We start from the raw sequence: 23490 nt of genomic DNA, 5'->3' as shown, positions 1-23490 counted from the left end.
AACCTGCTACCTTTTTAAATTTGATAAGAGTGATCGTAAGAGGAATTTTCGGTGATCAAATTTCAGCAAGTGAGCAAGGCCTACCGAGGTGGACGCCAAGCATTACAAAAAGTGGATTTTCATCTTAAGCGAGGTGAAATGGCTTTTTTGGGTGGGCATTCCGGTGCGGGCAAAAGTACACTGCTGAAATTGATCTGTGCGATAGAGCGCCCAACCGACGGGCGCGTTTGGTTTAACGATCACGACATTACTCGAATACCGAGTAAAGATATTCCTTTCTTGCGCCGTAACATCGGTATTGTTTTTCAAGACCACCGTTTGTTAATGGACCGCTCTATTTACGACAATGTGGCACTGCCAATGCGTATCGAGTCGATTTCTGAAAATGAAATCAAGCGACGCGTAGGTGCTGCATTGGATAAAACAGGCCTTTTAGATAAAGCGCGCTGTTTACCGAGCCAACTGTCCGGTGGTGAGCAGCAACGTGTGGGCATTGCTCGCGCTGTGGTGAATCGACCAACCTTACTCTTGGCTGATGAGCCGACCGGCAATCTAGACCCAGAATTATCGAACCGAGTTTTAAGGTTGTTCGAAGAGTTTAATCGAGCAGGCGTGACCATCCTTTTAGCTACACATGATGTAGGGTTAGTAAACACTCGCCCACAATATCGTCATTTCGAGTTAAACCAAGGCTTCTTAAGTGAGGTAGAAGACTATGGCCGTTAATAAACGTCTTAAAAAGGCGAAGCCAAAGCGCGCCAACAATCGTGCGGCAAGTGATGGCTTTTTAGTGGTTCACTGGAAGCAGGCGAAGTCTTCTTTATCAGAATTATGGCAGCGCCCACTGGGAAATTTACTGACTTTAGCAGTAATCTCTATGGCATTAGCGATGCCAGCGTGTTTATACCTACTGGGTAAAAACGTGGGTGAGGCTGCACAAGATGTGGCAAGCCCTTCTCAGGTGAGTGCTTACATAGAAGAGGGTATCCCTGAGCCGCGAGTGATGGTGATGAAGGATGAGATTGAGAGTTGGCCACAAGTAGAGCTGGTGGAATATATCTCGCCACAACAGGGCCTTGCCGACCTCAGTCAATATTCAGGTTTTGATGACGCATTGACCATCCTTGATGATTACTCACTGCCAGGTGTATTGATCATTACACCGAGCGTTGGAACTGACACGGAAATTAAAGCACTGGCTGAGCAAGTCAAAGAGCAACCTTCGGTGACTGATGTTCGCCTTGATGAAGATTGGTTGGCAAGACTTGATGCGATTAAAGCACTGGCCACTGTCATCGTAGTGACATTAACCTTCCTTATGCTAGGGGCGGTATTTCTAATTATTGGTAATACCCTGCGCTTTAATGTGCTTGCTCACAAAGAAGAGATCCAAACTATGAAGCTCATCGGGGCAACCGATAGTTTCATTCTACGCCCTTATCTGTATACAGGTATGTGGTTTGGTGTATTGGGCTCTATCAGTGCATGGATCATGACAGCATTGATTACCGTCTTACTCAATAGTGCAGTGGACGACTTAGCTCAGTTATACGACAGTCATTTCCGTTTAATTGGCTTAAGCTGGGATGAATCATTGCTGCTTTTGATTGTTGGAACCTTACTTGGTAGTGTGGCAGCAAAACTTTCTGCCCAAAGACACCTAAAAGAAATTGAACCTGTTTAGGTGAATTGAGTCATATTTAGACGAGAAATAGACACATGCTAGTCAGTTTTCGCCTTGTATAGACGAATTGATTATGCATAATTACTTCCCCCTTCTTGAAACCTGTTCATTTTAGGTTCAAGATTAGCGGGTTCTAATAGAAAGACTACTCCAGATCAGAGATTGATGAGGAACCGAATGGCAAACCAAGCGTATCAAATGGCTTTAGTCACACAAGATAGCCTAGACAGCTATATCCGCTCAGCAAACAGCTACCCAATGCTAACTGCTGAAGAGGAGCGTGAACTTGCAGAGCGATTGCATTACAAAGGTGAGATCGAAGCTGCGAAAGGCTTGATCCTTTCACACCTACGATTCGTGGTTCATGTAGCGAGAGGTTACTCTGGTTACGGCCTGCCTATGGCTGACCTTGTTCAAGAGGGTAATATTGGTCTAATGAAGGCGGTTAAGCGCTTCAACCCTGAAGTTGGGGTAAGACTGGTATCTTTCGCTGTTCACTGGATTAAAGCTGAAATCCATGAGTACGTACTTCGTAACTGGCGTATCGTTAAGATTGCAACAACCAAAGCGCAGCGTAAGCTGTTCTTCAATCTGCGCAAGTCGAAGAAACGTCTAGGTTGGTTCAATAACGGTGAAGTAGAAACCGTTGCTCGCGAGTTAGGTGTAGAGCCTTCAGAGGTTCGTGAAATGGAATCTCGTCTTGCAGCACAAGATGCGACCTTTGAAGCACCTATGGACGATGATGACGGTGGTTCGGCTTACACAGCACCAGTGTACTATCTAGAAGACAAAGCGTCAGACGTAGCAGAAACGGTTGAAGCGGCAAACTGGGAAACGCATACCAACAATCGTCTTGGTCATGCACTAGCAAGCCTAGATGACCGTAGCCAACACATTGTTCGTTCTCGCTGGTTAGATGACGACAAGGCTACGCTACAAGATCTTGCTGAAACTTATAACATCTCAGCAGAACGCGTTCGTCAGCTAGAGAAGAATGCAATGAAGAAGCTAAAACAAGCAGTCGGCGACTTCTAAGCTCACACACAATTTTTTTGAAAAGGCCGAGATCGAGAGATCTCGGCCTTTTTATTGTGCGCCGAGCATGGCGTTGATCTAGGAGGTGAAAGTCCTCTACGGGCTCAGTCGAGCGAGAACCGTTAGCCTATGCAAGGGTGTTCGCCGTGAGGTGAAATCTGAAGGAAGCAAATGGCAAAACTTGGTTGTGACGAACAGAAATCTGATAGTAGGCCTGTACAACTTGGGTAACCTAGCAATAGATAGAATAGCCCAATGCCTCGACGGGAAGTGTGTATAGGTAAATCAGGCACGACCAAGGGAAAGAGCAACGTCTTACCTCGGGAGATCTTATTGCTTGTCTCAGTTGAGACTAATACAGCAGTGATGTTGTGTGATGGGCAATGAGAAGTCAGCAGAAGGCATAGTACTTTGAGGAAGTACAACTCAAAGGAAGGCCTGAACTGAATATATCAAGAAGCAGTCACTATTTACTCAATGATGTGGAGTCATAGCAAGATGGAAAACATCTCTACGTCCCAATGGGCAATGCCGCAAGTAGAGCTCATGGTCACGAAGAATGACAAGCATGATCGGCGTAGAAAGGAGGACGAGTCTTGGTGACCCCAACTCCGCTGATGGAGCAAATCTGCTCTCCAGTGAATTTGAACCATGCTCTTCGACGCGTGAAGAAGAATAAGGGTTGTGCAGGTGTCGATAGACTCGATATCGAAGCGACTATCTGTAAACTTCGACAAGCTTCAAATGGGCAAGAGCTCCGGCAGAGTCTTCTGGACGGAAGCTATCAACCTCAACCAGTCCTTGGTGCAGAAATCCCTAAACCTAATGGTGGTGTAAGGCAACTAGGCATCCCCACGGTGCTTGATAGGGTTGTTCAACAGGCAATTACATCGGTGCTGACTGATATCTATGAGCCTAAGTTCTCCGCCAGCAGTTATGGGTTCAGGCCAAACCGCAGTGCGCATTATGCATTAGTGACCGCAAGCCGTTACATCAGAGAGGGTCGAGGTTATGTAGTGGATATCGATCTAGCGAAATACTTCGACACAGTGAACCATGATAGGCTGATGCACAGGTTATCTAAGGACATTAGTGATAAACGAGTATTAAAGCTAATCAGGGCATATCTACAGGCAGGCTTAATGCGAGATGGGTTAGTTGAACGAAGACAACGAGGAACACCACAGGGTGGTCCATTATCTCCGTTACTCTCCAATATCGTATTAGATGAACTGGATAAAGAGTTAGAGCGTAGAGGGCATAAGTTCTGTCGATATGCAGATGACTGCCAAATCTACGTTCATAGTGAGGAAGCCGCCCATCGAGTCAAAGAGTCGATAACGGGGTTCTTGGAGCAGAAGCTAAAGCTCACGGTAAATCGTGAGAAAAGTGCAGCAACAAGAGTGACGGAGCGAGCTTATTTAAGCCATAGCTTCAAGAGAGACGGAACCATCCTGATATCAAAATCGGCACAAGCTCAAATGAAGAAGCGAGTGCGGAGAATAACGAAGCGAAATCGAGGTCGAGAGTTATCGGTAATAATCACCGAGTTAACCCAATACCTACGAGGTTGGCAGCACTACTTCAAGCTCGCCCTGCGTAAGAGCGCGATGCAGCGTTTAGACGAATGGATACGGCGTCGATTAAGATGCTACCGACTGAAGCAGCGCAAACGCAGATACAGCATAGCGACATGGTTACAGCGACAAGGTGTAACAGAGCGCAATGCGTGGAAGCTAGCGATGTCAGATAAAGGTTGGTGGCATCTGACGTTAACGCCTCAGGTGAATCACGCCATGCCAGTTAAATGGTTCAATGAGATGGAATTATACTCGTTACGAGACGGGTATGAGTCACTGAAAATATATTCGGAACCGCCGTATGCGACCTACGCTTGTACGGTGGTGTGAGAGGACGGAGGCCGTGAGGCCTCCTCCTACTCGATTGGATCGCATTTTGGCGTATTTGCGATCGAAACTTTCAACCTTATATTGTGGATAACTCTGTGAGGAGTTTCTTCGTCAGTTGTCAAAAAGCAGGGTGTAGTAAGGCTTGCAGACGGTTTTACTGATGGGGATATTTTCAAACTAACCCACAGATAGATCAGGATCATCACTACATATTGTGGATCTATTTTTCATAAAACACTTTATTCACGCAATTCACAGATTTATCCACATATGGTGTAAAAGTGATCGCTAGTGGATAACCTTATTAAGTTGGTGTAAATGTTGGCCTTGGGATAGGTTACAATGGCACCAAAGTAAATCAGTACAAGAGAAAGTCATGGACCAGTTTAAACATATTGATGTGCAAGGTGCTCAAGCCCTCATTGAGCAGAGCGATGCACGCCTAGTAGATATTCGCGATCCACAATCATTTGCCGTTGCACACCCAGAAAGCGCGTATCATTTGACGAATGACACCATGGTCGCGTTTATGGATGAAGTAGAATTCGAACAGCCTATCCTTGTGATGTGTTATCACGGCATTAGCAGTCAAGGTGCGGCGCAGTACCTAGTCAACCAGGGCTTTGAAGACGTATACAGTGTTGATGGAGGCTTTGAAGCTTGGCATCGTGCCCAGCTCCCTGTGGTGACAGGCTAGTTTGCTTCCATAAACAAATTTAAGCAGGAAACTCTAATGGTAAGATTGATGGTATTGAACAATGCGCGTGTTGCGCAGGCCTTCATTGATTATATGGCGTCGCGTCATATCACGATTCAGATGTCTCCAGAAGGGGAAGGGCGTGTCGCTTTGTGGCTGATTGATGCTCAACATCAAGTAGAGACAGAAGCTGAGCTCAACCGCTTTTTATCTGAGCCGACCCATAAACGCTATCAAGCTGCTTCCTGGGATGTAGCTGAAACGCGTAAAAGTCAATTTCACTACCATACTCCGAGTTTTCTAAGCATGATTCAGTCTAAAGCTGGCCCGATCACACTTAGCATTATGCTGTTGTGTGTGGTGATTTTTGCTCTGCAGCAGCTTGGCTTCAATCAGCAGATCTTTCAGAAGCTGCATTTCCCTGCTTTGGATGGCCAACAGTGGCAATTGTGGCGCTGGCTGAGCCATGCTGTTCTTCACTTCTCCGTTATGCATATCGCCTTCAATATTCTATGGTGGTGGCAGTTCGGCGGTGATATCGAGAAGAAATTAGGTGGCTTTAAGTTACTGCAGATTTTCGCTATCTCATCAGCATTATCCGGAGCGGGGCAGTATTGGGTCGAAGGTGCGAACTTTGGCGGGTTATCTGGAGTAGTGTACGCACTAGTGGGTTATTTGTGGGTCGTGAGTACTAAAGCCCCTCAATTAGGTCTAACCATACCAAGGCAGATCGTTGGCTTCATGCTGATTTGGTTAGTGCTTGGATACATGCAGCCTTTTATGGCGATTGCTAACACCGCACACCTTGCGGGTTTGATTGCAGGTGTCGGTATCGGTTGGATTGATTCGATAAAATCAAAGCATGCCATATAGCAATATGTGTGGTGAGCTTCTTTGTAAATACGAAAAAGCGGCTCGATGGAGCCGCTTTTCTTTATTGTGCGCCGAGCATGGCGTTGATCTAGGAGGTGAAAGTCCTCTACGGGCTCAGTCGAGCGAGAACCGTTAGCCTATGCAAGGGTGTTCGCCGTGAGGTGAAATCTGAAGGAAGCAAATGGCAAAACTTGGTTGTGACGAACAGAAATCTGATAGTAGGCCTGTACAACTTGGGTAACCTAGCAATAGATAGAATAGCCCAATGCCTCGACGGGAAGTGTGTATAGGTAAATCAGGCACGACCAAGGGAAAGAGCAACGTCTTACCTCGGGAGATCTTATTGCTTGTCTCAGTTGAGACTAATACAGCAGTGATGTTGTGTGATGGGCAATGAGAAGTCAGCAGAAGGCATAGTACTTTGAGGAAGTACAACTCAAAGGAAGGCCTGAACTGAATATATCAAGAAGCAGTCACTATTTACTCAATGATGTGGAGTCATAGCAAGATGGAAAACATCTCTACGTCCCAATGGGCAATGCCGCAAGTAGAGCTCATGGTCACGAAGAATGACAAGCATGATCGGCGTAGAAAGGAGGACGAGTCTTGGTGACCCCAACTCCGCTGATGGAGCAAATCTGCTCTCCAGTGAATTTGAACCATGCTCTTCGACGCGTGAAGAAGAATAAGGGTTGTGCAGGTGTCGATAGACTCGATATCGAAGCGACTATCTGTAAACTTCGACAAGCTTCAAATGGGCAAGAGCTCCGGCAGAGTCTTCTGGACGGAAGCTATCAACCTCAACCAGTCCTTGGTGCAGAAATCCCTAAACCTAATGGTGGTGTAAGGCAACTAGGCATCCCCACGGTGCTTGATAGGGTTGTTCAACAGGCAATTACATCGGTGCTGACTGATATCTATGAGCCTAAGTTCTCCGCCAGCAGTTATGGGTTCAGGCCAAACCGCAGTGCGCATTATGCATTAGTGACCGCAAGCCGTTACATCAGAGAGGGTCGAGGTTATGTAGTGGATATCGATCTAGCGAAATACTTCGACACAGTGAACCATGATAGGCTGATGCACAGGTTATCTAAGGACATTAGTGATAAACGAGTATTAAAGCTAATCAGGGCATATCTACAGGCAGGCTTAATGCGAGATGGGTTAGTTGAACGAAGACAACGAGGAACACCACAGGGTGGTCCATTATCTCCGTTACTCTCCAATATCGTATTAGATGAACTGGATAAAGAGTTAGAGCGTAGAGGGCATAAGTTCTGTCGATATGCAGATGACTGCCAAATCTACGTTCGTAGTGAGGAAGCCGCCCATCGAGTCAAAGAGTCGATAACGGGGTTCTTGGAGCAGAAGCTAAAGCTCACGGTAAATCGTGAGAAAAGTGCAGCAACAAGAGTGACGGAGCGAGCTTATTTAAGCCATAGCTTCAAGAGAGACGGAACCATCCTGATATCAAAATCGGCACAAGCTCAAATGAAGAAGCGAGTGCGGAGAATAACGAAGCGAAATCGAGGTCGAGAGTTATCGGTAATAATCACCGAGTTAACCCAATACCTACGAGGTTGGCAGCACTACTTCAAGCTCGCCCTGCGTAAGAGCGCGATGCAGCGTTTAGACGAATGGATACGGCGTCGATTAAGATGCTACCGACTGAAGCAGCGCAAACGCAGATACAGCATAGCGACATGGTTACAGCGACAAGGTGTAACAGAGCGCAATGCGTGGAAGCTAGCGATGTCAGATAAAGGTTGGTGGCATCTGACGTTAACGCCTCAGGTGAATCACGCCATGCCAGTTAAATGGTTCAATGAGATGGAATTATACTCGTTACGAGACGGGTATGAGTCACTGAAAATATATTCGGAACCGCCGTATGCGACCTACGCTTGTACGGTGGTGTGAGAGGACGGAGGCCGTGAGGCCTCCTCCTACTCGATTTGTTATTTCTTTATTGGTATAGGTATTTAGTAAATAAGAGGTCGGCAATGATGGTTTTGCCTGTTTCAGGTAATAGGATCTCATTAAGTCGGTCAACTAGGGTTTTACGTAAGTCTTCACGACCAGAAAGAGACTTAATGGTCTCTTCATTCTGTTTACCAAGCAGCTCAATCACAGCATCGCGAATAAGAGGTTGGTGTAGCTCAATCGTTGGGAGGTCAGTTGAGTTAGCAACCATAATGTCGATGCGCACTTGAATGTATCCCAGTTTTTTGCCCTTGGTATAGAAGTTGGTGGTGAGATCAGGTTCTAGCGTAAAGTATGCCAATTTGGGCGCTGACTCCTCTTCCGCCAATGAAGGCAAAGAAAAAAGTAGAGAGATCGCTAGAAATATTTGGGCTACATAACGTTTGTGCATATTTGTGACTTTTCTTTAGTTTAATCGCGATATTCGAAACGCGTTTGTCTTGTTACAATGAGCGGTCTAAATCTAAATACGTTTATAACACAGCTTGCGGTTAAAACAGCTCGTAAGTTGATGCTTTATTGTACGTGTAAAGTCACCTATTGAATACCAGTATGAATCAGCCAATATCGCTGTATCTTAATTCGTTAATGAATGTAGATTGGCAAAATACAGAAAAATTTGATTTTCCGAATCAAACCATCAAAGGGTGGTTAATGGAGCAAGGTTCGTTATCTCGTCGTTTGGGTAAGTGTTGTGAGCACTTATCGGTCGAGTTACTTCATAATCAAGTCGTGGAGCGCTCAACACTACAGCACGACGAAGAGACTTTGCTTTCATCATCAGATTGTTTACTTCGTAAGGTTATCTTGGAGGGGGATGGTGAGCCTTGGGTACTTGGCCGTACCTTAATCCCGCGTCTTACACTAGATGACCAACACTCAGATCTGTCTCAGCAAGGTAATGTCCCACTCGGACTGACGGTGTTTAGCGCAGAGAATGTTAAGCGTGATGCGCTGCAAGTCGGTTGGGTTGTGGTCGGTGAAGAGCGTTTGCTTGCTCGCCGATCGCGTTTATGGATGAATCATAAGCCCATGTTAGTGGCGGAACTTTTTTTACCAACTTCACCCATTTACTCTAAGGAGAGTGTGTAAATGCTGGCCACGAAAGCGAAAGCCTATTGGCAGTTAACGCGAATGGACCGCCCGATTGGAACCTTATTATTGTTGTGGCCAACCTTATGGGCGCTAGTGATTGCCGCCAATGGTCTACCGGATCTGTCGGTCTTCGTGGTGTTCGTGTTGGGTGTCGTGTTAATGCGCTCGGCGGGGTGTGTGATCAACGATTTTGCCGATCGCAAAGTTGATGGTCATGTAAAGCGCACTAAGCAGCGACCTTTACCCTCCGGTGCCGTATCGAGTAAAGAAGCGGTAGTGTTGTTTTTGGTGCTAGCCATTGTCTCTTTTCTACTAGTGTTAACCATGAACACGCTGACAATTCAGCTGTCGTTTGTTGGCGTTGGCTTGGCGTTTATCTATCCTTTCATGAAACGCTTTACTCATCTACCTCAACTCTTTTTGGGTCTGGCCTTCAGTTGGGCGATCCCTATGGCGTGGGCTGCACAAACCAATGAACTACCGAGCGTTGTGTGGTTTGTGTTTGCCATCAACGCACTATGGACCATCGCTTATGACACTCAATATGCGATGGTTGATCGAGATGATGACCTTAAGATTGGTATTAAATCGACGGCGATTCTGTTTGGCCGCCAAGACAAGTTAGTGATTGGTGTGTTGCAGTTGATGACTTTAGCAATGTTGATTGTGCTTGGTATGCACTATCAACTAGGTGGGAGTTTTTATTGGAGTTTGTTGGTTGCCGGTGGACTGTTTGTGTACCAGCAGCATCTGATTCGTCACCGTGATCGAGACTTATGCTTCCAAGCCTTCTTAAATAATAACTATGTTGGAATGGCAGTGACCGCAGGTTTACTTATCGCATTCTGGTAAAAAACACCACTTGTAAAAAAGGCACTCAATGAGTGCCTCAGATTGCTGACGAACCCCACTTTTTGAAGTGGGGTTCTCTTTTTCGAGCGGCCGTAGGCCGCGATCGCGATATTTTTTTATTATGCGAAGTTTGGAAGAGCCCAACACTTAAATTGGCATCTAGACGCCATAATTTGACGTATTTGGGACATATTTAGCCCTATTTTTTGTAAATAGCTCACCACCAAGGCTATCTTCTTGATGTTTTGAGCGGCAGCTGCCAACCAACATTGCATTTGCACTTTCGAGAGCCCGCGGAAGCGGGCATAACGGTGACCATGGTGCTGCTTAGCGTCGGCGAAGCTCCGCTCTACCGTCTCACTTCTTCGCCTATACGTCTTTTTCCATAAGGTGAGAGCCGCATTTGGTTGGCTCTATCCATCGCGTCCGTATAGATATGTCTTGTAATGACTTTCTTTATATTTTTACTTTGCGTACAGTCATCTCTCATTGGACAGAACGCACACTCTTTCGGGTCGGAGTGATACTCACGATACGCATCTCTAGACGTTGTTTTATAGATGAGCTCTTGACCGTTAGGGCAGCGGTAACTGTCTCGCTCTCCATTGTAGATGAAGTGCTTTTTCTTGAACGCATTCTTTGTTCTCGATGGTCTGCGATAACCGAACACGCCTAAGATATTTCGACGCTCTAATGACTCAGCGACTGGCGCAGTGAAGTAGCCCGCGTCGAGTCCAACGGCGATTGGATTAAGGTTAAATTGCTCTAGGGTATAGTCCAGACGCTTCACATAAGGTTGAGAGTCATTGATATTACCTGCTGTGACATGGGTATCTAAGATAATGCCATGCTGTCCATCCACTGTACGGTGGTCGAGATAGAAGAAGCCTTGGGGCTTATTATCTCGAGTCATGAAGCCACTTTCCGGGTCGGTAGTACTCGTTTTGGTGCTCTTAGTTTTAGGCTCAGCGGTACGTGACTTTAGAGGTTTCTTACCCTCTTTCTCTCGGTCTAGCGCGACATCTTCATCGAGCATATCAAGATAAGCACTGGCGCGAACCTTAGTCACTTTGTTCGTGTGCTTATTTTTGTTGGCATTGGCTTTTAGGTGCGTGCTGTCAGTAAATAGTTCTTGGCCTGCGACCAAACCTTTCGCCATTGCCTGCTCTACGATATTGATAAAGATACGCTCAAACACATCGGTACCATTAAAGCGGCGAATACGGTTTTGGCTGAGTGTCGATGCATGGATAACTTTCTCTGTCAGTGACATACGCAGGAACCATCGATAAGCGACATTGACTTCAATCTCTTTCACGAGTTGTCGCTCGCTTTTTATTCCGAAGAGGTAACCAAGCAGGATGATTTTAAACAGGCGTACAGGGTCAACAGGTGGGCGACCGTTGTCTTTACAGTAGAGGTGAGCGACTTCATTACGGATAAACTCGAAGTCGATGGCTTTATCTATCTTACGAACTAAATGGTTCTGAGGACCGAGCTGTTCCATGGTGACCATTTCGAGTTCATATTGTTGAGGTGAAGGCTCTTGAAGCATAGTGAGATATCCATATTTCGATACCCCTATTAGATCAAAGGTCTAGCTTGAAAGCTAGACCTTTGTCAGCAGTCTGAGGCACTCAATGAGTGCCTTTTCTGTTTTTAAGCCTTTGATCGAATTATTCTGCTTGATGAATACTCTCTTCGATCGTCAAGCGGACCTCAGGGTAAAGCATCGAGTAAAGCAACTTAGCGAAAACCGTGGTCTTTTCTAGATCGCAGTTCCCATCTCTATCTAAGTACGCTTGCTGTTTCAGCGTTGCGAACATTGACGCGAATACACCCTTGTCGAAAAACTCTGGAGCATTGATGCCGTGCAGACGACCTAGGCGCTGTGCGATATCTTGACTCTTCTGCTCAAGTTCTGCCTTATCGAGGTCTGGATTCTCCGCCAGCAGGTTCAATGCAATAGAGTAGCGTTGCAGTGTTTCAGAGATAGTTCGTCCTAGTAGCATCAACGGTTGGCTGTTCGATTGGTTGATCGTGACTTCGTTGTCTTTGGTCCTGATCATACCTTGGCGTTCCAATTCAGAGATAATGTTGGCGACAACTTCATTTAGCTTATCTTCTGGATAGCTAAGGAATAGCTCTTTCTTCAGGAACGGATAGATGATCGCCACATTGTTTTGAATATCTGTAATCGATAACTCTCGTTGACGAATTAGCATCTGAGCGACCAATGATGGCAGCGCAAATAGATGGATGATGTTGTTGCGGTAGTAAGTCATCAAGATCGACTGGTGACGGTCGAGCGAAATGATGTCGCCCATAGTGTCTGATTCGATCAAGAACTTATTCAGAGATTCAGCGTGTTTGACCAAGTCTTCTGCGCTGTCTTTTGGTACTGTGAATGTGTCAGAGTAAGGCACATTCTTCAGTAGCGACAGGTAGCAATCAATCTGTGAAACCAGTGAATCACGAGACAGTGCACGTTGACGTGACGCCAGCAGAGCGGTTGCACACAAAGTCAGAGCATTGGTTGCTGCTGCATCATTAATGTGTGTCATCATCTTAGTGGCCAGATCGTTCACAACTGGTGTCATCCATTGTGGCTTGCTCGTGCCAATAGGATCGATGTCTTTGGTCCACTCTGGAGAATGTTCATTCAGGTATTGGTTCAACTGAATGGGTTCACCGAAGTTAACGTAGCCTTTACCAAAGTTGCGTAGTTTACGAATGGTACGAATTACTAAACCTGCATTCTCTTTCTCTTTACGCTTACCACGCAGCTCTTTCGCGTAAGTCGCCACTTCCATTACATGTTCGTAACCAATGTAAACAGGCACTAGAGTAACAGGGCGATTCATGCCACGCAGCATTGCCTGAATCGTCATCGCCAACATGCCGGTTTTTGCTTGCAGTAGACGACCCGTTCGAGAGCGGCCCCCCTCACTGAAGTACTCAACTGAGTAACCTTTCGCAAATAGCTCAGCTAGGTACTCACGGAAAATCGTTGAATACAGCTTGTTGCCTTTAAAGCTACGGCGAATAAAGAACGCCCCACCGTGACGGAAAATAGGACCAGCTGGGAAGAAGTTGAGGTTGATGCCCGCTGCGATGTGTGGAGGAACCATACCCTCGTGGTAAAGCACATAAGAGAGTAGTAGGTAGTCCATGTGGCTACGATGACAGGGTACATAAACAATTTCGTGGCCGTCTTGAGCCAGCTTACGAACCGTAGACGCATTGTGAATGTGCAGGCCTTGGTAAAGTTTATTCCATAGCCAGCCTAGGATTTTCTCACCGCGTTTGATCAGAGAGTAAGAGAAATCAGCCGCAATCTCATCCATGATGTTTTGTGCTTCTTTGCTCGCTTTCTCGATCGAGATGTTCTTTGACTTTGCTTCATCCTCAATCGCTTTTTTGATCGCTTCTGATTTTAGTAGGCGGTTGAATAGCGCTTGGCGACTTGGAAGGTTAGGACCAGACGCCGCGAGTTTTTGGCGAGAGAAATGGATACGAGCTACGCGCGCTAGTTTGTGCGCAATGGTGCTGTCAGTACCGTGAGAGTTTGCCATGTAGCGCAGTGATACCACTGGGCTGAAACGAACTAAACAGTCGCGGCCAGCTAAGAGAACCGCTTTTGACTTTTCTAATCCATTCATCGCTTGCAGATAAGGCTTTTGGGTATTCTCTTTCCCCGGTTTACGGCCCCACAATACGGTCGCTGGGATAACCTGAACGTCTAGCTCTGAGTCAGACTCATGAAGCTGAAGCAGCTCAGTGAATACTGCGATCGAGGAACTAGGTATGTGGTCATCATCTTGTACTAGGGTTTTGCGCGACGCGATAAATACGTAGCGTTGCAGTGATTTACCGTTAATCTCAAGTGGGCTCAGTGGATCAGGAAGTCCAAGCTCTAATGCATGTTTTTGTAGAGTTAGGAGATCGACACTCGAGCGGAAAGGCAACGCATATACAATTGGTTTGCCTAAATCAATGTTCAAATCTTCAATAGGGTTTGAAGGAATGGATGTGCCTTTTACCAATACCGATAAAGGAAACTTCATCATTGAACGTGAAAAAGATTGTCCAGAAGACATATAGGTTCACTGCCTCAGTAGTTTTTTGTCATGCTCAAGCGTATCTCTATGTTTCATGGGTGGTTTTAAATAGAGGTAGGCTTAGGCGTAAATTTAATCGATGCAAGAATACCAGAAACTGGTCTAACCTTTTAATGGAATTAGTCATAATGACGTTAAGTTTGCGGAAAATCATTCATCGACTGATTGAGTATAGGTTTAATCGTCACTAATTTTTAAAGCCATTGCTTAAAACAATAACTTAGTTGACTGTTTATAAAGTCATAAAAATGAGCTCATTGTTTAAAAATGAACTAAAAACAACCAATTGCTTTGCTTTTGTTCAGTTACTGGATATACTCACAGTCAACTGTATAAAAAGACAGGTGACTCATGAAGCCGTTAACGCCCCGCCAACAACAAGTCTTCGACCTGATAAAGAACAAGATCGAAGAGTCCGGTATGCCACCGACACGTGCTGAAATTGCGCGTGAATTAGGCTTTCGCTCTGCTAATGCAGCAGAGGAACATTTAAAAGCTCTAGCTCGAAAAGAGGCTATTGAGATCATTCCGGGTGCGTCTCGTGGTATTCGCATCTTGCTTGATGACGCTGCCAACGACGAAGAAGGTCTGCCTTTGATCGGTCAAGTGGCGGCGGGTGAGCCTATCCTTGCTCAAGAGCATGTAGAAACACATTACCAAGTTGATCCTGGTATGTTTAAGCCACAAGCAGACTTCTTATTGCGCGTGAATGGCGAAAGTATGAAAGACATCGGTATCATGGATGGTGATCTACTGGCTGTGCATAAAACGCAAGACGTACGCGATGGTCAGGTTGTGGTTGCTCGTGTCGACGATGATGTAACGGTTAAGCGTTTGGAGCGTAAAGGCTCAACAGTACTGCTACATGCTGAAAACTCAGAGTTTTCTCCAATCCAAGTGGATTTAGAAACCCAGCACTTAGCCATTGAAGGTTTAGCGGTTGGTATTATTCGCAACACAGATTGGATGTAATATCACATAATGAGTTATTGATATTTATTCTCAATAGCTTGTTATTGTAATTGATATTCATTATCATCTTCCTTGTCAAGCTACAAGGAAGATGAACATGTCTAATCAAAATAAACCTCAGTCAGCACTGCTTTCTTCAAAGCATGGCGCTGCCCGTAAGCCGATGGCTCAGCAAGACATGGTTCATTCTGAATTTCATGTTCCCAGTAACCTTATCCAACCTCTTTGGTTTCGCAGCCGAGAAAGTCTCGCTGACGATGGCCTCGTTTACGATCCAATTGCTGCTCAAGCGTGTACTCGTTGTCGTCTTGCCCCTGAATGCTTAACGGGAGAGCTCGATCAACAACAGCTTCTTTACGCAACATTGACTCAGCTTTGTGACAATCAAATCCAACAGTATCTGTCTCATAACCCTGAAGCGTGGATTATTAACGTTGGAGCAGGGCTTGATACACGTTTCTACCGCTTGGACAATGGTCGTTGTCACTGGGTAGAACTAGATGTCACTGAAAACTTGGTATGGCGTCAGCGTTTATTTCATAAAAATGAACGCTATCGCTTAGAATGTGGCTCAGTAAATGATCTGACTTGTCTTGATGAACTGAATATTCCAGAGCAAGCCCCTGTTTTGATCGTCTGTGAACATGCACTGCTCGATTGCGATGAACAAACCACCGCGCATTTTACTCAAGCGTTGAGTCGTCAATTTACTCATGCGCATGCCTGCTTAGTTCTTGCGGGGGATAAGACCTCAAGCAAGCTTGGTCAAAAGCTGGGTTCTGGCGAATACGCGCACGGTTTGGCTTCTCCCGTTGATAGTGTGTTGAATTGGCTACCATGGACTCAATGGGTCAAAGCCTTCTCACCTTTGGATCAGCAATGTAACCGCTGGAAGCTATGGCAAAGAATGTTGAGTAAGTTGACTCAATACAAGAAGCGACTGACTCCACAACTTATTGTGATGAAGTGGTAGCGGGATTCTCCACCTCGAGCACGATTAAGCTTTAGTCATCACATAGTGAATCTCTACCCCCTAGGTTAAACTATCACCTCAAATCAAAGAGGTGATCGTGAAGCTATTTCTCCCCCAATCTATTGTTCAAACTCTAACGAATTTATCGGTGCACCAGCGAGTACTCATGCTCGCGATACCTATGGTTCTCTCCAATATAACCGTCCCACTGCTTGGTTTGGTTGATGCAGCTGTTATCGGTCACCTAGAGCACGCTTGGTATCTAGGTGGTGTAGCACTCGGTGGCACTATGATCAGTGTGACCTTTTGGTTACTCGGCTTTCTAAGAATGTCGACGACGGGCTTAGCGGCGCAATCTTATGGTGCCAATGATAATCAGCAATTGGGTCTGGTGTTCGTGCAGGGCATAACCATGAGTTTAGCTTTTGCTGCACTATTTTTACTGCTGCATGGCGTGATCGCTGAACTGGTGTTCTCTTTCAGTAGTGCTAGCGAGCAAGTGAAGTTTTATGGTGAGCAGTACTTTTCGATTCGAGCCTGGAGTGCTCCCGCAGCCCTGAGTAATTTTGTGATTCTTGGTTGGCTGCTTGGAACACAAAATGCCAAGGCGCCGATGTGGATGGTGATCATCACCAACGTCACTAATATTGTTTTTGATGTGGTGTTTGTGATTGGACTCGGTTGGCAAGTTGAAGGGGCAGCTTATGCGTCAGTGCTGGCCGATTACGTAGGGCTGTTGTTTGGCTTGATGTGCGTAGCACGTGTTTGGTCACAGAGGCAGCTGCCCGCAACTTTGTCTTTGATAAAACAGACCACTCAAGGGCTTTCTCGTTTCGTCAAACTCAATCGTGATATCTTTTTACGTTCTCTGTGCTTGCAAGCCACTTTTACTTTTATGACTTTCCAGGGCGCAAGTTTTGGCGATGATGTGGTTGCTGCCAACGCGGTACTGATGAGTTTCTTGATGATCATCTCTTATGGGATGGACGGTTTTGCCTATGCGATGGAGGCGATGGTAGGAAAAGCCATTGGTGCTAAAGATAAGCAAGAGTTGAATCAGTCCCTCGTAGGTACTTTTTTCTGGAGCTTGATCATTTGCCTTGGCCTGACTGCGGTGTTCATGATGCTAGGTAGCAACATGATAAATATGATCACAACTATACCTGAGGTAAAAGCGCAGGCAATGATTTACTTGCCTTGGCTCGTCGCAATGCCGTTGGTGTCGATGTGGTGCTTCTTGCTAGACGGTATTTTTATCGGCGCGACCAAGGGGAAAGAGATGCGCAATAGCATGTTTGTTGCGACTTGCACGTTCTTCCTTATCTTCTTTTTAGCCTCATCGTTAGAGAACCATGCACTATGGTTTGCGATGATTTTCTTCATGGGGATGCGCGGAGTTGGACTGGCGGTATTGTTTGTTAGACAGTGGAAAAGGAATGAGTTTTTAGCGTAGTGTACAGATAGATAAGCATTTAGAACACCATGATCTAATTACTCTCTGAGTGTTGTTAAGTGTTTGATTTAAAATAAAACAGCAAGCGTGTGTGCTTGCTGTTTTAGTATTTTGCCTATAGGTGGTCAAATGCTCCCAGAGCTGTACACTTATTTAAAACAAGCGGTTCAAACCATTAAGGGCAGCAACACGATATGCTTCTGCCATAGTCGGATAGTTGAAGGTTGTGTTGACGAAATACTCGATGGTATTCGCTTCGCCTTTCTGCTCCATAATCGCTTGGCCGATGTGAATGATCTCTGCGGCACGCTCACCAAATACATGGATGCCCAAAATTTCTTTGGTTTCACGATGGAATAGAATCTTTAAGCTACCGATGTCTTTACCTGCAATTTGCGCACGGGCTAGGTGTTTGAATGAAGAACGTCCCACTTCGTAAGGTACTTTGGCTGCAGTAAGCTCTTGCTCGGTTTTACCAACAGAACTGATCTCTGGAATGGTGTAGATGCCGGTTGGGATATCTTCAATCAGGTGTCTTTCGGCTTCGCCTTTGACAATGGCTTGCGCGACAAATCGGCCTTGGTCGTATGCGGCACTCGCTAGGCTAGGGTAGCCAATCACATCACCCACAGCATATATGTGGTTAACACTGGTTTGGTAATTGGCGTTGACAGAGACTTGACCGCGTGAGTCTGCTTCTAAACCAACCGCTTCGAGATTAAGTTTGTCGGTATTACCCGTTCGGCCATTTGCATATAGCAGGCAGTCTGCACGCATCTTCTTACCTGACTCTAAGTGGATGACCACTCCATCGTCTGTGCCTTCAATTCGCTCAAACGTTTCATCGTTGCGAATGACGACACCGCTATTCCAGAAGTGATAAGAGAGCGCATCAGAAGTTTCATTGTCTAGGAATGACAATAGTCGGTCTCGAGTATTGATAAGGTCTGTCTTTACCCCCAATCCGCGGAAGATAGATGCGTACTCACAACCAATAACACCAGCACCGTAAATGATGATGTGTTGCGGGTCGTGTTTCAGTGACAGGATGGAGTCGCTGTCGTAAATACGCTCATGTAGGAAGTCGACGTTTTCAGGTTGGTAAGGTCTTGAGCCTGTCGCAATTACAAACTTGTCAGCAGAGTAAAGCTCTTCTGTACCGTCACTTTGCATAACAGAAACCGTGTTGCTATCAATGAAGCGTGCAGTACCGAAGACTAATGTGCATTGATTGCGATCGTAGAAGCCTTGGCGAAGTCGCGTTTGCTTGTCGATAACGGATTTAGCATGACCAAGAATGTCAGAGAAGGTTGCGTGGAGGCTTTTGTTATTTTGGCAAAAGAGTGGGTTGCTGTTGAATTCGATAATACGACTAACGGCGTGTCGTAGTGCTTTCGATGGGATGGTACCCCAGTGAGTACACCCGCCACCTACACTGCTCTCTTTTTCAATGATGGCAACATTCAACCCGGCTTTGGTTAATCCCATCGCTGCCCCTTCACCACCGGGGCCACTACCAATCACGATCACATCAAAGTGGTTCGAATGCGACATAGATATCTTCCTTGTTATATTTGTTTAACATTGCTTTAGCCAGATTTTAACTGATTCCGTTATTTGGTACATGAAAAGGACATCAGAGAGTCGAGCGGATCACGCAGTGTTAAAGAAAAAGTTATATTTGGTATGTTGTATGTCTCCAAATTACAGCTCCGCGATTGAAATTTTGTTCTCGAACGTATTTACTTCGGTACGTGAACAAAGAGGGGTGTCTGATGTCATATATAGCGAGAATGCCTTATAAAATAGAGTGATTCGAGTTATATTTACCTGAGTATTAGGCATGCCTGTTTAGGCTGTAAAAGAAGAAATTGATAAAGTATGAAACCAATGGGAATTCGCGCACAGCAAAAAGAAAAAACTCGTCGAAGCTTAATCGATGCTGCGTTTAGTCAGTTGAGTGCTGACCGCAGTTTTTCAAATCTGAGCTTAAGAGAGGTTGCTCGCGAAGCCGGCATTGCTCCAACTTCTTTCTATCGTCACTTCAAAGACATGGATGAACTCGGTTTGACCATGGTCGACGAAGGTGGCTTGCTATTGCGCCAGTTGATGCGGCAGGCAAGGCAACGAATCGTCAAAGAAGGCAGTGTTATCCGCACTTCGGTTGAAACCTTTATGGAGTTCATCGAAAGCAGCCCAAACGTATTCAGACTGTTATTGCGCGAGCGTTCAGGAACCTCATTTGAGTTTCGAACAGCCGTCGCAAGAGAAATGCAGCACTTTGTTGCGGAAATGACGGAATATCTAATAGGTACAGGGATGACTCGTGAAGAGGCTTTTACCCAAGCAGAAGCATCAGTCACCTTGGTATTTAGTTCCGGCGCAGAAGCTTTGGATTTAAATAGCCGTGAGCGAGATGAACTTGCTGAGCGGTTGATTATGCAATTGCGAATGATAGCCAAAGGGGCTTATTGGTATCGCAAAGAACGTGAACGTAACCGACTAAAAGGCGGGATTGAATAATGTCGAATGAAAAGAATACTGTGAACCGCGGTTCAGAAAGAAAAACACTGGTACTGGCTCTTGTTGCGGGTGTCTGTGGTGACGCATTGTTATCTTGGGTAACGATGAGCGAAGTTGGTTTCTCTATTTTCCCTCTTATTGCGCTAGTACTGGCTGTTCAAGCTCTATACCAAGAGTACCTAGCAAACCCAGTATCTGAAGATATCCCACTAGTTGGTCTAGCGTGTTTCTTCGTTGGTGCATTTGGTCACTCGGCGTTTGTGAAAGCACAACACCCAGAAGCGGGCTCTAACTTCTTTGCTATTGTCGTGGCAATGCTACTACTCGCTTGGGTAGGCAAGAAACTAGGATTTATGTCTAAGTCAGCGTAACTTCAGCTGAATAGACAATAAAAAACGAGCCGCGTGGCTCGTTTCAGACTGCTGACAAAGGTCTAGCTTTCAAGCTAGACCTTTGATCTAATAGGGGTATCGAAATATGGATATCTCACTATGCTTCAAGAGCCTTCACCTCAACAATATGAACTCGAAATGGTCACCATGGAACAGCTCGTTCCTCAGAACCATTTAGTTCGTAAGATAGATAAAGCCATCGACTTCGAGTTTATCCGTAATGAAGTCGCTCACCTCTACTGTAAAGACAACGGTCGCCCACCTGTTGACCCTGTACGCCTGTTTAAAATCATCCTGCTTGGTTACCTCTTCGGAATAAAAAGCGAGCGACAACTCGTGAAAGAGATTGAAGTCAATGTCGCTTATCGATGGTTCCTGCGTATGTCACTGACAGAGAAAGTTATCCATGCATCGACACTCAGCCAAAACCGTATTCGCCGCTTTAATGGTACCGATGTGTTTGAGCGTATCTTTATCAATATCGTAGAGCAGGCAATGGCGAAAGGTTTGGTCGCAGGCCAAGAACTATTTACTGACAGCACGCACCTAAAAGCCAATGCCAACAAAAATAAGCACACGAACAAAGTGACTAAGGTTCGCGCCAGTGCTTATCTTGATATGCTCGATGAAGATGTCGCGCTAGACCGAGAGAAAGAGGGTAAGAAACCTCTAAAGTCACGTACCGCTGAGCCTAAAACTAAGAACACCAAAACGAGTACTACCGACCCGGAAAGTGGCTTCATGACTCGAGATAATAAGCCCCAAGGCTTCTTCTATCTCGACCACCGTACAGTGGATGGACAGCATGGCATTATCTTAGATACCCATGTCACAGCAGGTAATATCAATGACTCTCAACCTTATGTGAAGCGTCTGGACTATACCCTAGAGCAATTTAACCTTAATCCAATCGCCGTTGGACTCGACGCGGGCTACTTCACTGCGCCAGTCGCTGAGTCATTAGAGCGTCGAAATATCTTGGGCGTGTTCGGTTATCGCAGACCATCGAGAACAAAGAATGCGTTCAAGAAAAAGCACTTCATCTACAATGAAGAGCGAGACAGTTACCGCTGCCCTAACGGTCAAGAGCTCATCTATAAAACAACGTCTAGAGATGCGTATCGTGAGTATCACTCCGACCCGAAAGAGTGTGCGTTCTGTCCAATGAGAGATGACTGTACGCAAAGTAAAAATATGAAGAAAGTCATTACAAGACACATCTATACGGACGCGATGGATAGAGCCAACCAAATGCGGCTCTCACCTTATGGAAAAAGACGTATAGGCGAAGAAGTGAGACGGTAGAGCGGAGCTTCGCCGACGCTAAGCAGCACCATGGTCACCGTTATGCCCGCTTCCGCGGGCTCTCGAAAGTGCAAATGCAATGTTGGTTGGCAGCTGCCGCTCAAAACATCAAGAAGATAGCCTTGGTGGTGAGCTATTTACAAAAAATAGGGCTAAATATGTCCCAAATACGTCAAATTATGGCGTCTAGATGCCAATTTAAGTGTTGGGCTCTTCCAAACTTCGCATAATAAAAAAATATCGCGATCGCGGCCTACGGCCGCTCGAAAAAGAGAACCCCACTTCAAAAAGTGGGGTTCGTCAGCAATCTGAAACGAGCCGCGTGGCTCGTTTTTTTGATCTAAAGAACCGATCATTAAGGTCGGTTCTTTTGTATCTATCGTTTCTATTTAGCTTTGCGCTCTAAGAACACACCTGCTTCCATATGATGAGTGTATGGGAACTGATCGAACAGAGCAAAACGCGTGATGTTGTGCGTCTCGCTTAGAATGTCCAAGTTCTCTTTGAGTGTGTCTGGGTTGCAAGAGATGTACATGATGCGCTCATAGCCTTGTACCATTTTACATGTATCAACATCCATGCCTGATCGCGGTGGATCAACAAAGATCGTGTTGCAGTTGTAGCTCTTTAGGTCGACATTAGCTTGTTTTAGACGACGGAACTCGCGCTTACCTTCCATCGCTTCAGTAAAATCTTCAGCCGACATACGAATGATCTGAACGTTATCGATGTTGTTTGCTGCAATATTGTATTGCGCAGAGTCTACCGATGGCTTAGCCAGTTCTGTTGCTAGTACTCGTTCGAAGTTTTGTGCCAGCGCTAAAGAGAAGTTTCCGTTACCACAGTACAGCTCAAGTAGGTCGCCTTTGCTTTCTTGAGTGCAGTCTACAGCCCACTCCAGCATTTTCTCCGCAATCTTACCGTTAGGCTGTGTGAAGCTGTTCTCTACTTGTTGGTAAATGTAGCTGTCACCATTCACGTTAAGCTTTTCAATTACGTAGTCTTGGTCTAGCACAATCTTCATCTTACGCGCACGGCCAATCAGGTTTAAGTTGAACCCCTCATCATTGAGCTGTTGCTTGAGTGCTTTCGCGTTTTCAATCCACTCTTCATCAAGTTGACGGTGGTATAGCAGTGATACAAGTACTTCACCGCTTAGGGTTGAAAGGAAGTCGACTTGGAACAGTTTGTGACGCAGTGAAGGATTGCCTTTCATTGCCTCCATTAGTAGCGGCATTAAGTCGTTGATAAGACGGCTTGCTGCTGGAAACTGATCAACGCGGTACTTCTCTTTGGTTTCTTGATTGAACATCACATAGTACATGTCATCACCTTCATGCCACACGCGGAACTCTGCGCGCATACGGTAATTCTGTTCTGGTGATTCATACACTTCCAATTCAGGCACATTGTATTGTGAGAACATCTCAGTCAGACGCTTGGTCTTTTCTGTTAGTTGTTCTTGGTAGCGTTGTGGGTTTACATCTAAAGTCGCCATTGTTATGCCTTTTGCTGTGGTGCGTTCAAATCAAGAGCGCAGATTTTATTCAATCACAGCCTCTTGTCCAGTGTTGAGAGTCATTACCTGTAAATTGGCCATGAAAACTATAGCTTATAACTAT

At 45.7% G+C, this 23490-nt stretch carries 20 protein-coding genes; 15 read left to right on the top strand and 5 right to left on the bottom strand.

All coding sequences use genetic code 11. The features are described from left to right. The first annotated feature begins 51 nt into the window (after nucleotides 1-51). From ftsE to ltrA (AC6I7V_RS13265), 7 genes are all read left to right on the top strand, one after another. Nucleotides 52-726, top strand: a complete 675-nt coding sequence (ftsE, locus tag AC6I7V_RS13295) for a cell division ATP-binding protein FtsE (protein WP_032553381.1) — start codon at nucleotides 52-54, stop codon at nucleotides 724-726. Then, complete coding sequence (gene ftsX / locus AC6I7V_RS13290) at nucleotides 716-1684, top strand: permease-like cell division protein FtsX (protein WP_498011013.1); 969 nt, start codon at nucleotides 716-718, stop codon at nucleotides 1682-1684. The genes ftsE and ftsX overlap by 11 nt, the downstream gene beginning before the upstream one ends. Before the next feature lie 177 nt (nucleotides 1685-1861). After that, a complete protein-coding gene (rpoH, locus tag AC6I7V_RS13285; RefSeq protein WP_255229643.1) occupies nucleotides 1862-2719 on the top strand; it encodes an RNA polymerase sigma factor RpoH in 858 nt (285 codons plus the stop codon). Between the two features lie 617 nt (nucleotides 2720-3336). Beyond that, on the top strand, nucleotides 3337-4629 hold the full coding sequence (ltrA, locus tag AC6I7V_RS13280) for a group II intron reverse transcriptase/maturase (RefSeq protein ID WP_498011683.1): 1293 nt from the start codon (nucleotides 3337-3339) through the stop codon (nucleotides 4627-4629). A 376-nt stretch (nucleotides 4630-5005) separates the two neighbouring features. Further along, nucleotides 5006-5326: a thiosulfate sulfurtransferase GlpE gene (gene glpE, locus AC6I7V_RS13275; protein ID WP_255229644.1), complete on the top strand. Its 321-nt coding sequence runs from the start codon at nucleotides 5006-5008 to the stop codon at nucleotides 5324-5326. Between the two features lie 36 nt (nucleotides 5327-5362). After that, nucleotides 5363-6199 carry a rhomboid family intramembrane serine protease GlpG gene (gene glpG / locus AC6I7V_RS13270; RefSeq protein WP_255229645.1) on the top strand — a complete coding sequence of 279 codons (837 nt, stop codon included), beginning with the start codon at nucleotides 5363-5365 and terminating at the stop codon, nucleotides 6197-6199. Nucleotides 6200-6826: 627 nt separating this feature from the next. Next, on the top strand, nucleotides 6827-8119 hold the full coding sequence (ltrA, locus tag AC6I7V_RS13265; RefSeq protein ID WP_498011627.1) for a group II intron reverse transcriptase/maturase: 1293 nt from the start codon (nucleotides 6827-6829) through the stop codon (nucleotides 8117-8119). A 46-nt stretch (nucleotides 8120-8165) separates the two neighbouring features. On the opposite strand, the gene AC6I7V_RS13260 is transcribed toward ltrA (AC6I7V_RS13265), so the two are convergent. After that, on the bottom strand, nucleotides 8166-8573 hold the full coding sequence (locus tag AC6I7V_RS13260; RefSeq protein WP_498011012.1) for a flagellar basal body-associated protein FliL: 408 nt from the start codon (nucleotides 8571-8573) through the stop codon (nucleotides 8166-8168). 161 nt (nucleotides 8574-8734) lie between these two features. Between AC6I7V_RS13260 and AC6I7V_RS13255 the strand changes: the two genes are divergently transcribed. Next, nucleotides 8735-9274, top strand: coding sequence for a chorismate lyase (locus AC6I7V_RS13255; protein WP_255229647.1), 540 nt, complete (start codon nucleotides 8735-8737; stop codon nucleotides 9272-9274). Beyond that, nucleotides 9275-10129, top strand: coding sequence for a 4-hydroxybenzoate octaprenyltransferase (ubiA, locus tag AC6I7V_RS13250; protein WP_255229648.1), 855 nt, complete (start codon nucleotides 9275-9277; stop codon nucleotides 10127-10129). A gap of 119 nt (nucleotides 10130-10248) precedes the next feature. Here ubiA and AC6I7V_RS13245 read toward each other — a convergent pair. Both AC6I7V_RS13245 and plsB read right to left on the bottom strand, forming a co-directional pair. Beyond that, nucleotides 10249-11684, bottom strand: a protein-coding gene (locus AC6I7V_RS13245) for an IS1182 family transposase (RefSeq protein WP_498011011.1) whose coding sequence is annotated in 2 segments (ribosomal slippage) — nucleotides 10249-10511 and nucleotides 10511-11684 — 1437 coding nt in all. Because the reading frame shifts where the segments join, the coding sequence is not laid out codon by codon here. A 121-nt stretch (nucleotides 11685-11805) separates the two neighbouring features. Next, a complete protein-coding gene (gene plsB / locus AC6I7V_RS13240; RefSeq protein WP_498011010.1) occupies nucleotides 11806-14229 on the bottom strand; it encodes a glycerol-3-phosphate 1-O-acyltransferase PlsB in 2424 nt (807 codons plus the stop codon). A gap of 372 nt (nucleotides 14230-14601) precedes the next feature. Between plsB and lexA the strand changes: the two genes are divergently transcribed. The 3 genes from lexA to dinF all read left to right on the top strand — a co-directional run bounded on the left by lexA (nucleotide 14602) and on the right by dinF (nucleotide 17648). Further along, nucleotides 14602-15222 carry a transcriptional repressor LexA gene (gene lexA, locus AC6I7V_RS13235; protein ID WP_255229652.1) on the top strand — a complete coding sequence of 207 codons (621 nt, stop codon included), beginning with the start codon at nucleotides 14602-14604 and terminating at the stop codon, nucleotides 15220-15222. A 97-nt stretch (nucleotides 15223-15319) separates the two neighbouring features. Next, nucleotides 15320-16195 carry a class I SAM-dependent methyltransferase gene (locus tag AC6I7V_RS13230; protein ID WP_420856583.1) on the top strand — a complete coding sequence of 292 codons (876 nt, stop codon included), beginning with the start codon at nucleotides 15320-15322 and terminating at the stop codon, nucleotides 16193-16195. Between the two features lie 97 nt (nucleotides 16196-16292). Further along, nucleotides 16293-17648, top strand: coding sequence for an MATE family efflux transporter DinF (dinF, locus tag AC6I7V_RS13225; RefSeq protein ID WP_498011009.1), 1356 nt, complete (start codon nucleotides 16293-16295; stop codon nucleotides 17646-17648). A 153-nt stretch (nucleotides 17649-17801) separates the two neighbouring features. Here the strand turns inward: dinF and sthA are convergent, their stop codons facing one another. Then, a complete protein-coding gene (gene sthA, locus AC6I7V_RS13220; RefSeq protein WP_255229654.1) occupies nucleotides 17802-19202 on the bottom strand; it encodes a Si-specific NAD(P)(+) transhydrogenase in 1401 nt (466 codons plus the stop codon). Between the two features lie 327 nt (nucleotides 19203-19529). On the opposite strand from sthA, the gene fabR reads away from it, so the two are divergent. From fabR to AC6I7V_RS13205, 3 genes are all read left to right on the top strand, one after another. Next, a complete protein-coding gene (gene fabR, locus AC6I7V_RS13215; RefSeq protein ID WP_032553397.1) occupies nucleotides 19530-20171 on the top strand; it encodes an HTH-type transcriptional repressor FabR in 642 nt (213 codons plus the stop codon). Further along, nucleotides 20171-20542 carry a YijD family membrane protein gene (locus AC6I7V_RS13210; protein WP_261882233.1) on the top strand — a complete coding sequence of 124 codons (372 nt, stop codon included), beginning with the start codon at nucleotides 20171-20173 and terminating at the stop codon, nucleotides 20540-20542. Before fabR ends, AC6I7V_RS13210 begins: the two co-directional genes overlap by 1 nt. Nucleotides 20543-20662: 120 nt before the next feature. Then, nucleotides 20663-22098, top strand: a protein-coding gene (locus tag AC6I7V_RS13205; RefSeq protein ID WP_498010706.1) for an IS1182 family transposase whose coding sequence is annotated in 2 segments (ribosomal slippage) — nucleotides 20663-21836 and nucleotides 21836-22098 — 1437 coding nt in all. Because the reading frame shifts where the segments join, the coding sequence is not laid out codon by codon here. 155 nt (nucleotides 22099-22253) lie between these two features. Here the strand turns inward: AC6I7V_RS13205 and trmA are convergent. Beyond that, nucleotides 22254-23366 carry a tRNA (uridine(54)-C5)-methyltransferase TrmA gene (gene trmA / locus AC6I7V_RS13200; protein ID WP_261882232.1) on the bottom strand — a complete coding sequence of 371 codons (1113 nt, stop codon included), beginning with the start codon at nucleotides 23364-23366 and terminating at the stop codon, nucleotides 22254-22256. Between the last annotated feature and the right edge of the window lie 124 nt (nucleotides 23367-23490).

The sequence above is a fragment of the Vibrio sp. KUL70 genome, from assembly GCF_059725515.1.
Note: the sequence above shows the minus strand (reverse complement) of the source record. Positions and strands in the feature narration are given on the sequence as shown.

Excerpts from the sequence above, each read along its gene's own strand:
- trmA (WP_261882232.1), bottom strand. The coding sequence starts at position 23,366 with ATGGCGACTTTAGATGTAAACCCACAACGCTACCAAGAACAACTAACA.
- ftsX (WP_498011013.1), top strand. The coding sequence starts at position 716 with ATGGCCGTTAATAAACGTCTTAAAAAGGCGAAGCCAAAGCGCGCCAAC.
- AC6I7V_RS13260 (WP_498011012.1), bottom strand. The coding sequence starts at position 8,573 with ATGCACAAACGTTATGTAGCCCAAATATTTCTAGCGATCTCTCTACTT.
- lexA (WP_255229652.1), top strand. The coding sequence starts at position 14,602 with ATGAAGCCGTTAACGCCCCGCCAACAACAAGTCTTCGACCTGATAAAG.
- AC6I7V_RS13210 (WP_261882233.1), top strand. The coding sequence starts at position 20,171 with ATGTCGAATGAAAAGAATACTGTGAACCGCGGTTCAGAAAGAAAAACA.
- ltrA (WP_498011683.1), top strand. The coding sequence starts at position 3,337 with ATGGAGCAAATCTGCTCTCCAGTGAATTTGAACCATGCTCTTCGACGC.
- AC6I7V_RS13255 (WP_255229647.1), top strand. The coding sequence starts at position 8,735 with ATGAATCAGCCAATATCGCTGTATCTTAATTCGTTAATGAATGTAGAT.
- fabR (WP_032553397.1), top strand. The coding sequence starts at position 19,530 with ATGAAACCAATGGGAATTCGCGCACAGCAAAAAGAAAAAACTCGTCGA.
- sthA (WP_255229654.1), bottom strand. The coding sequence starts at position 19,202 with ATGTCGCATTCGAACCACTTTGATGTGATCGTGATTGGTAGTGGCCCC.
- ltrA (WP_498011627.1), top strand. The coding sequence starts at position 6,827 with ATGGAGCAAATCTGCTCTCCAGTGAATTTGAACCATGCTCTTCGACGC.
- AC6I7V_RS13230 (WP_420856583.1), top strand. The coding sequence starts at position 15,320 with ATGTCTAATCAAAATAAACCTCAGTCAGCACTGCTTTCTTCAAAGCAT.
- rpoH (WP_255229643.1), top strand. The coding sequence starts at position 1,862 with ATGGCAAACCAAGCGTATCAAATGGCTTTAGTCACACAAGATAGCCTA.
- glpG (WP_255229645.1), top strand. The coding sequence starts at position 5,363 with ATGGTAAGATTGATGGTATTGAACAATGCGCGTGTTGCGCAGGCCTTC.
- glpE (WP_255229644.1), top strand. The coding sequence starts at position 5,006 with ATGGACCAGTTTAAACATATTGATGTGCAAGGTGCTCAAGCCCTCATT.
- ubiA (WP_255229648.1), top strand. The coding sequence starts at position 9,275 with ATGCTGGCCACGAAAGCGAAAGCCTATTGGCAGTTAACGCGAATGGAC.
- plsB (WP_498011010.1), bottom strand. The coding sequence starts at position 14,229 with ATGTCTTCTGGACAATCTTTTTCACGTTCAATGATGAAGTTTCCTTTA.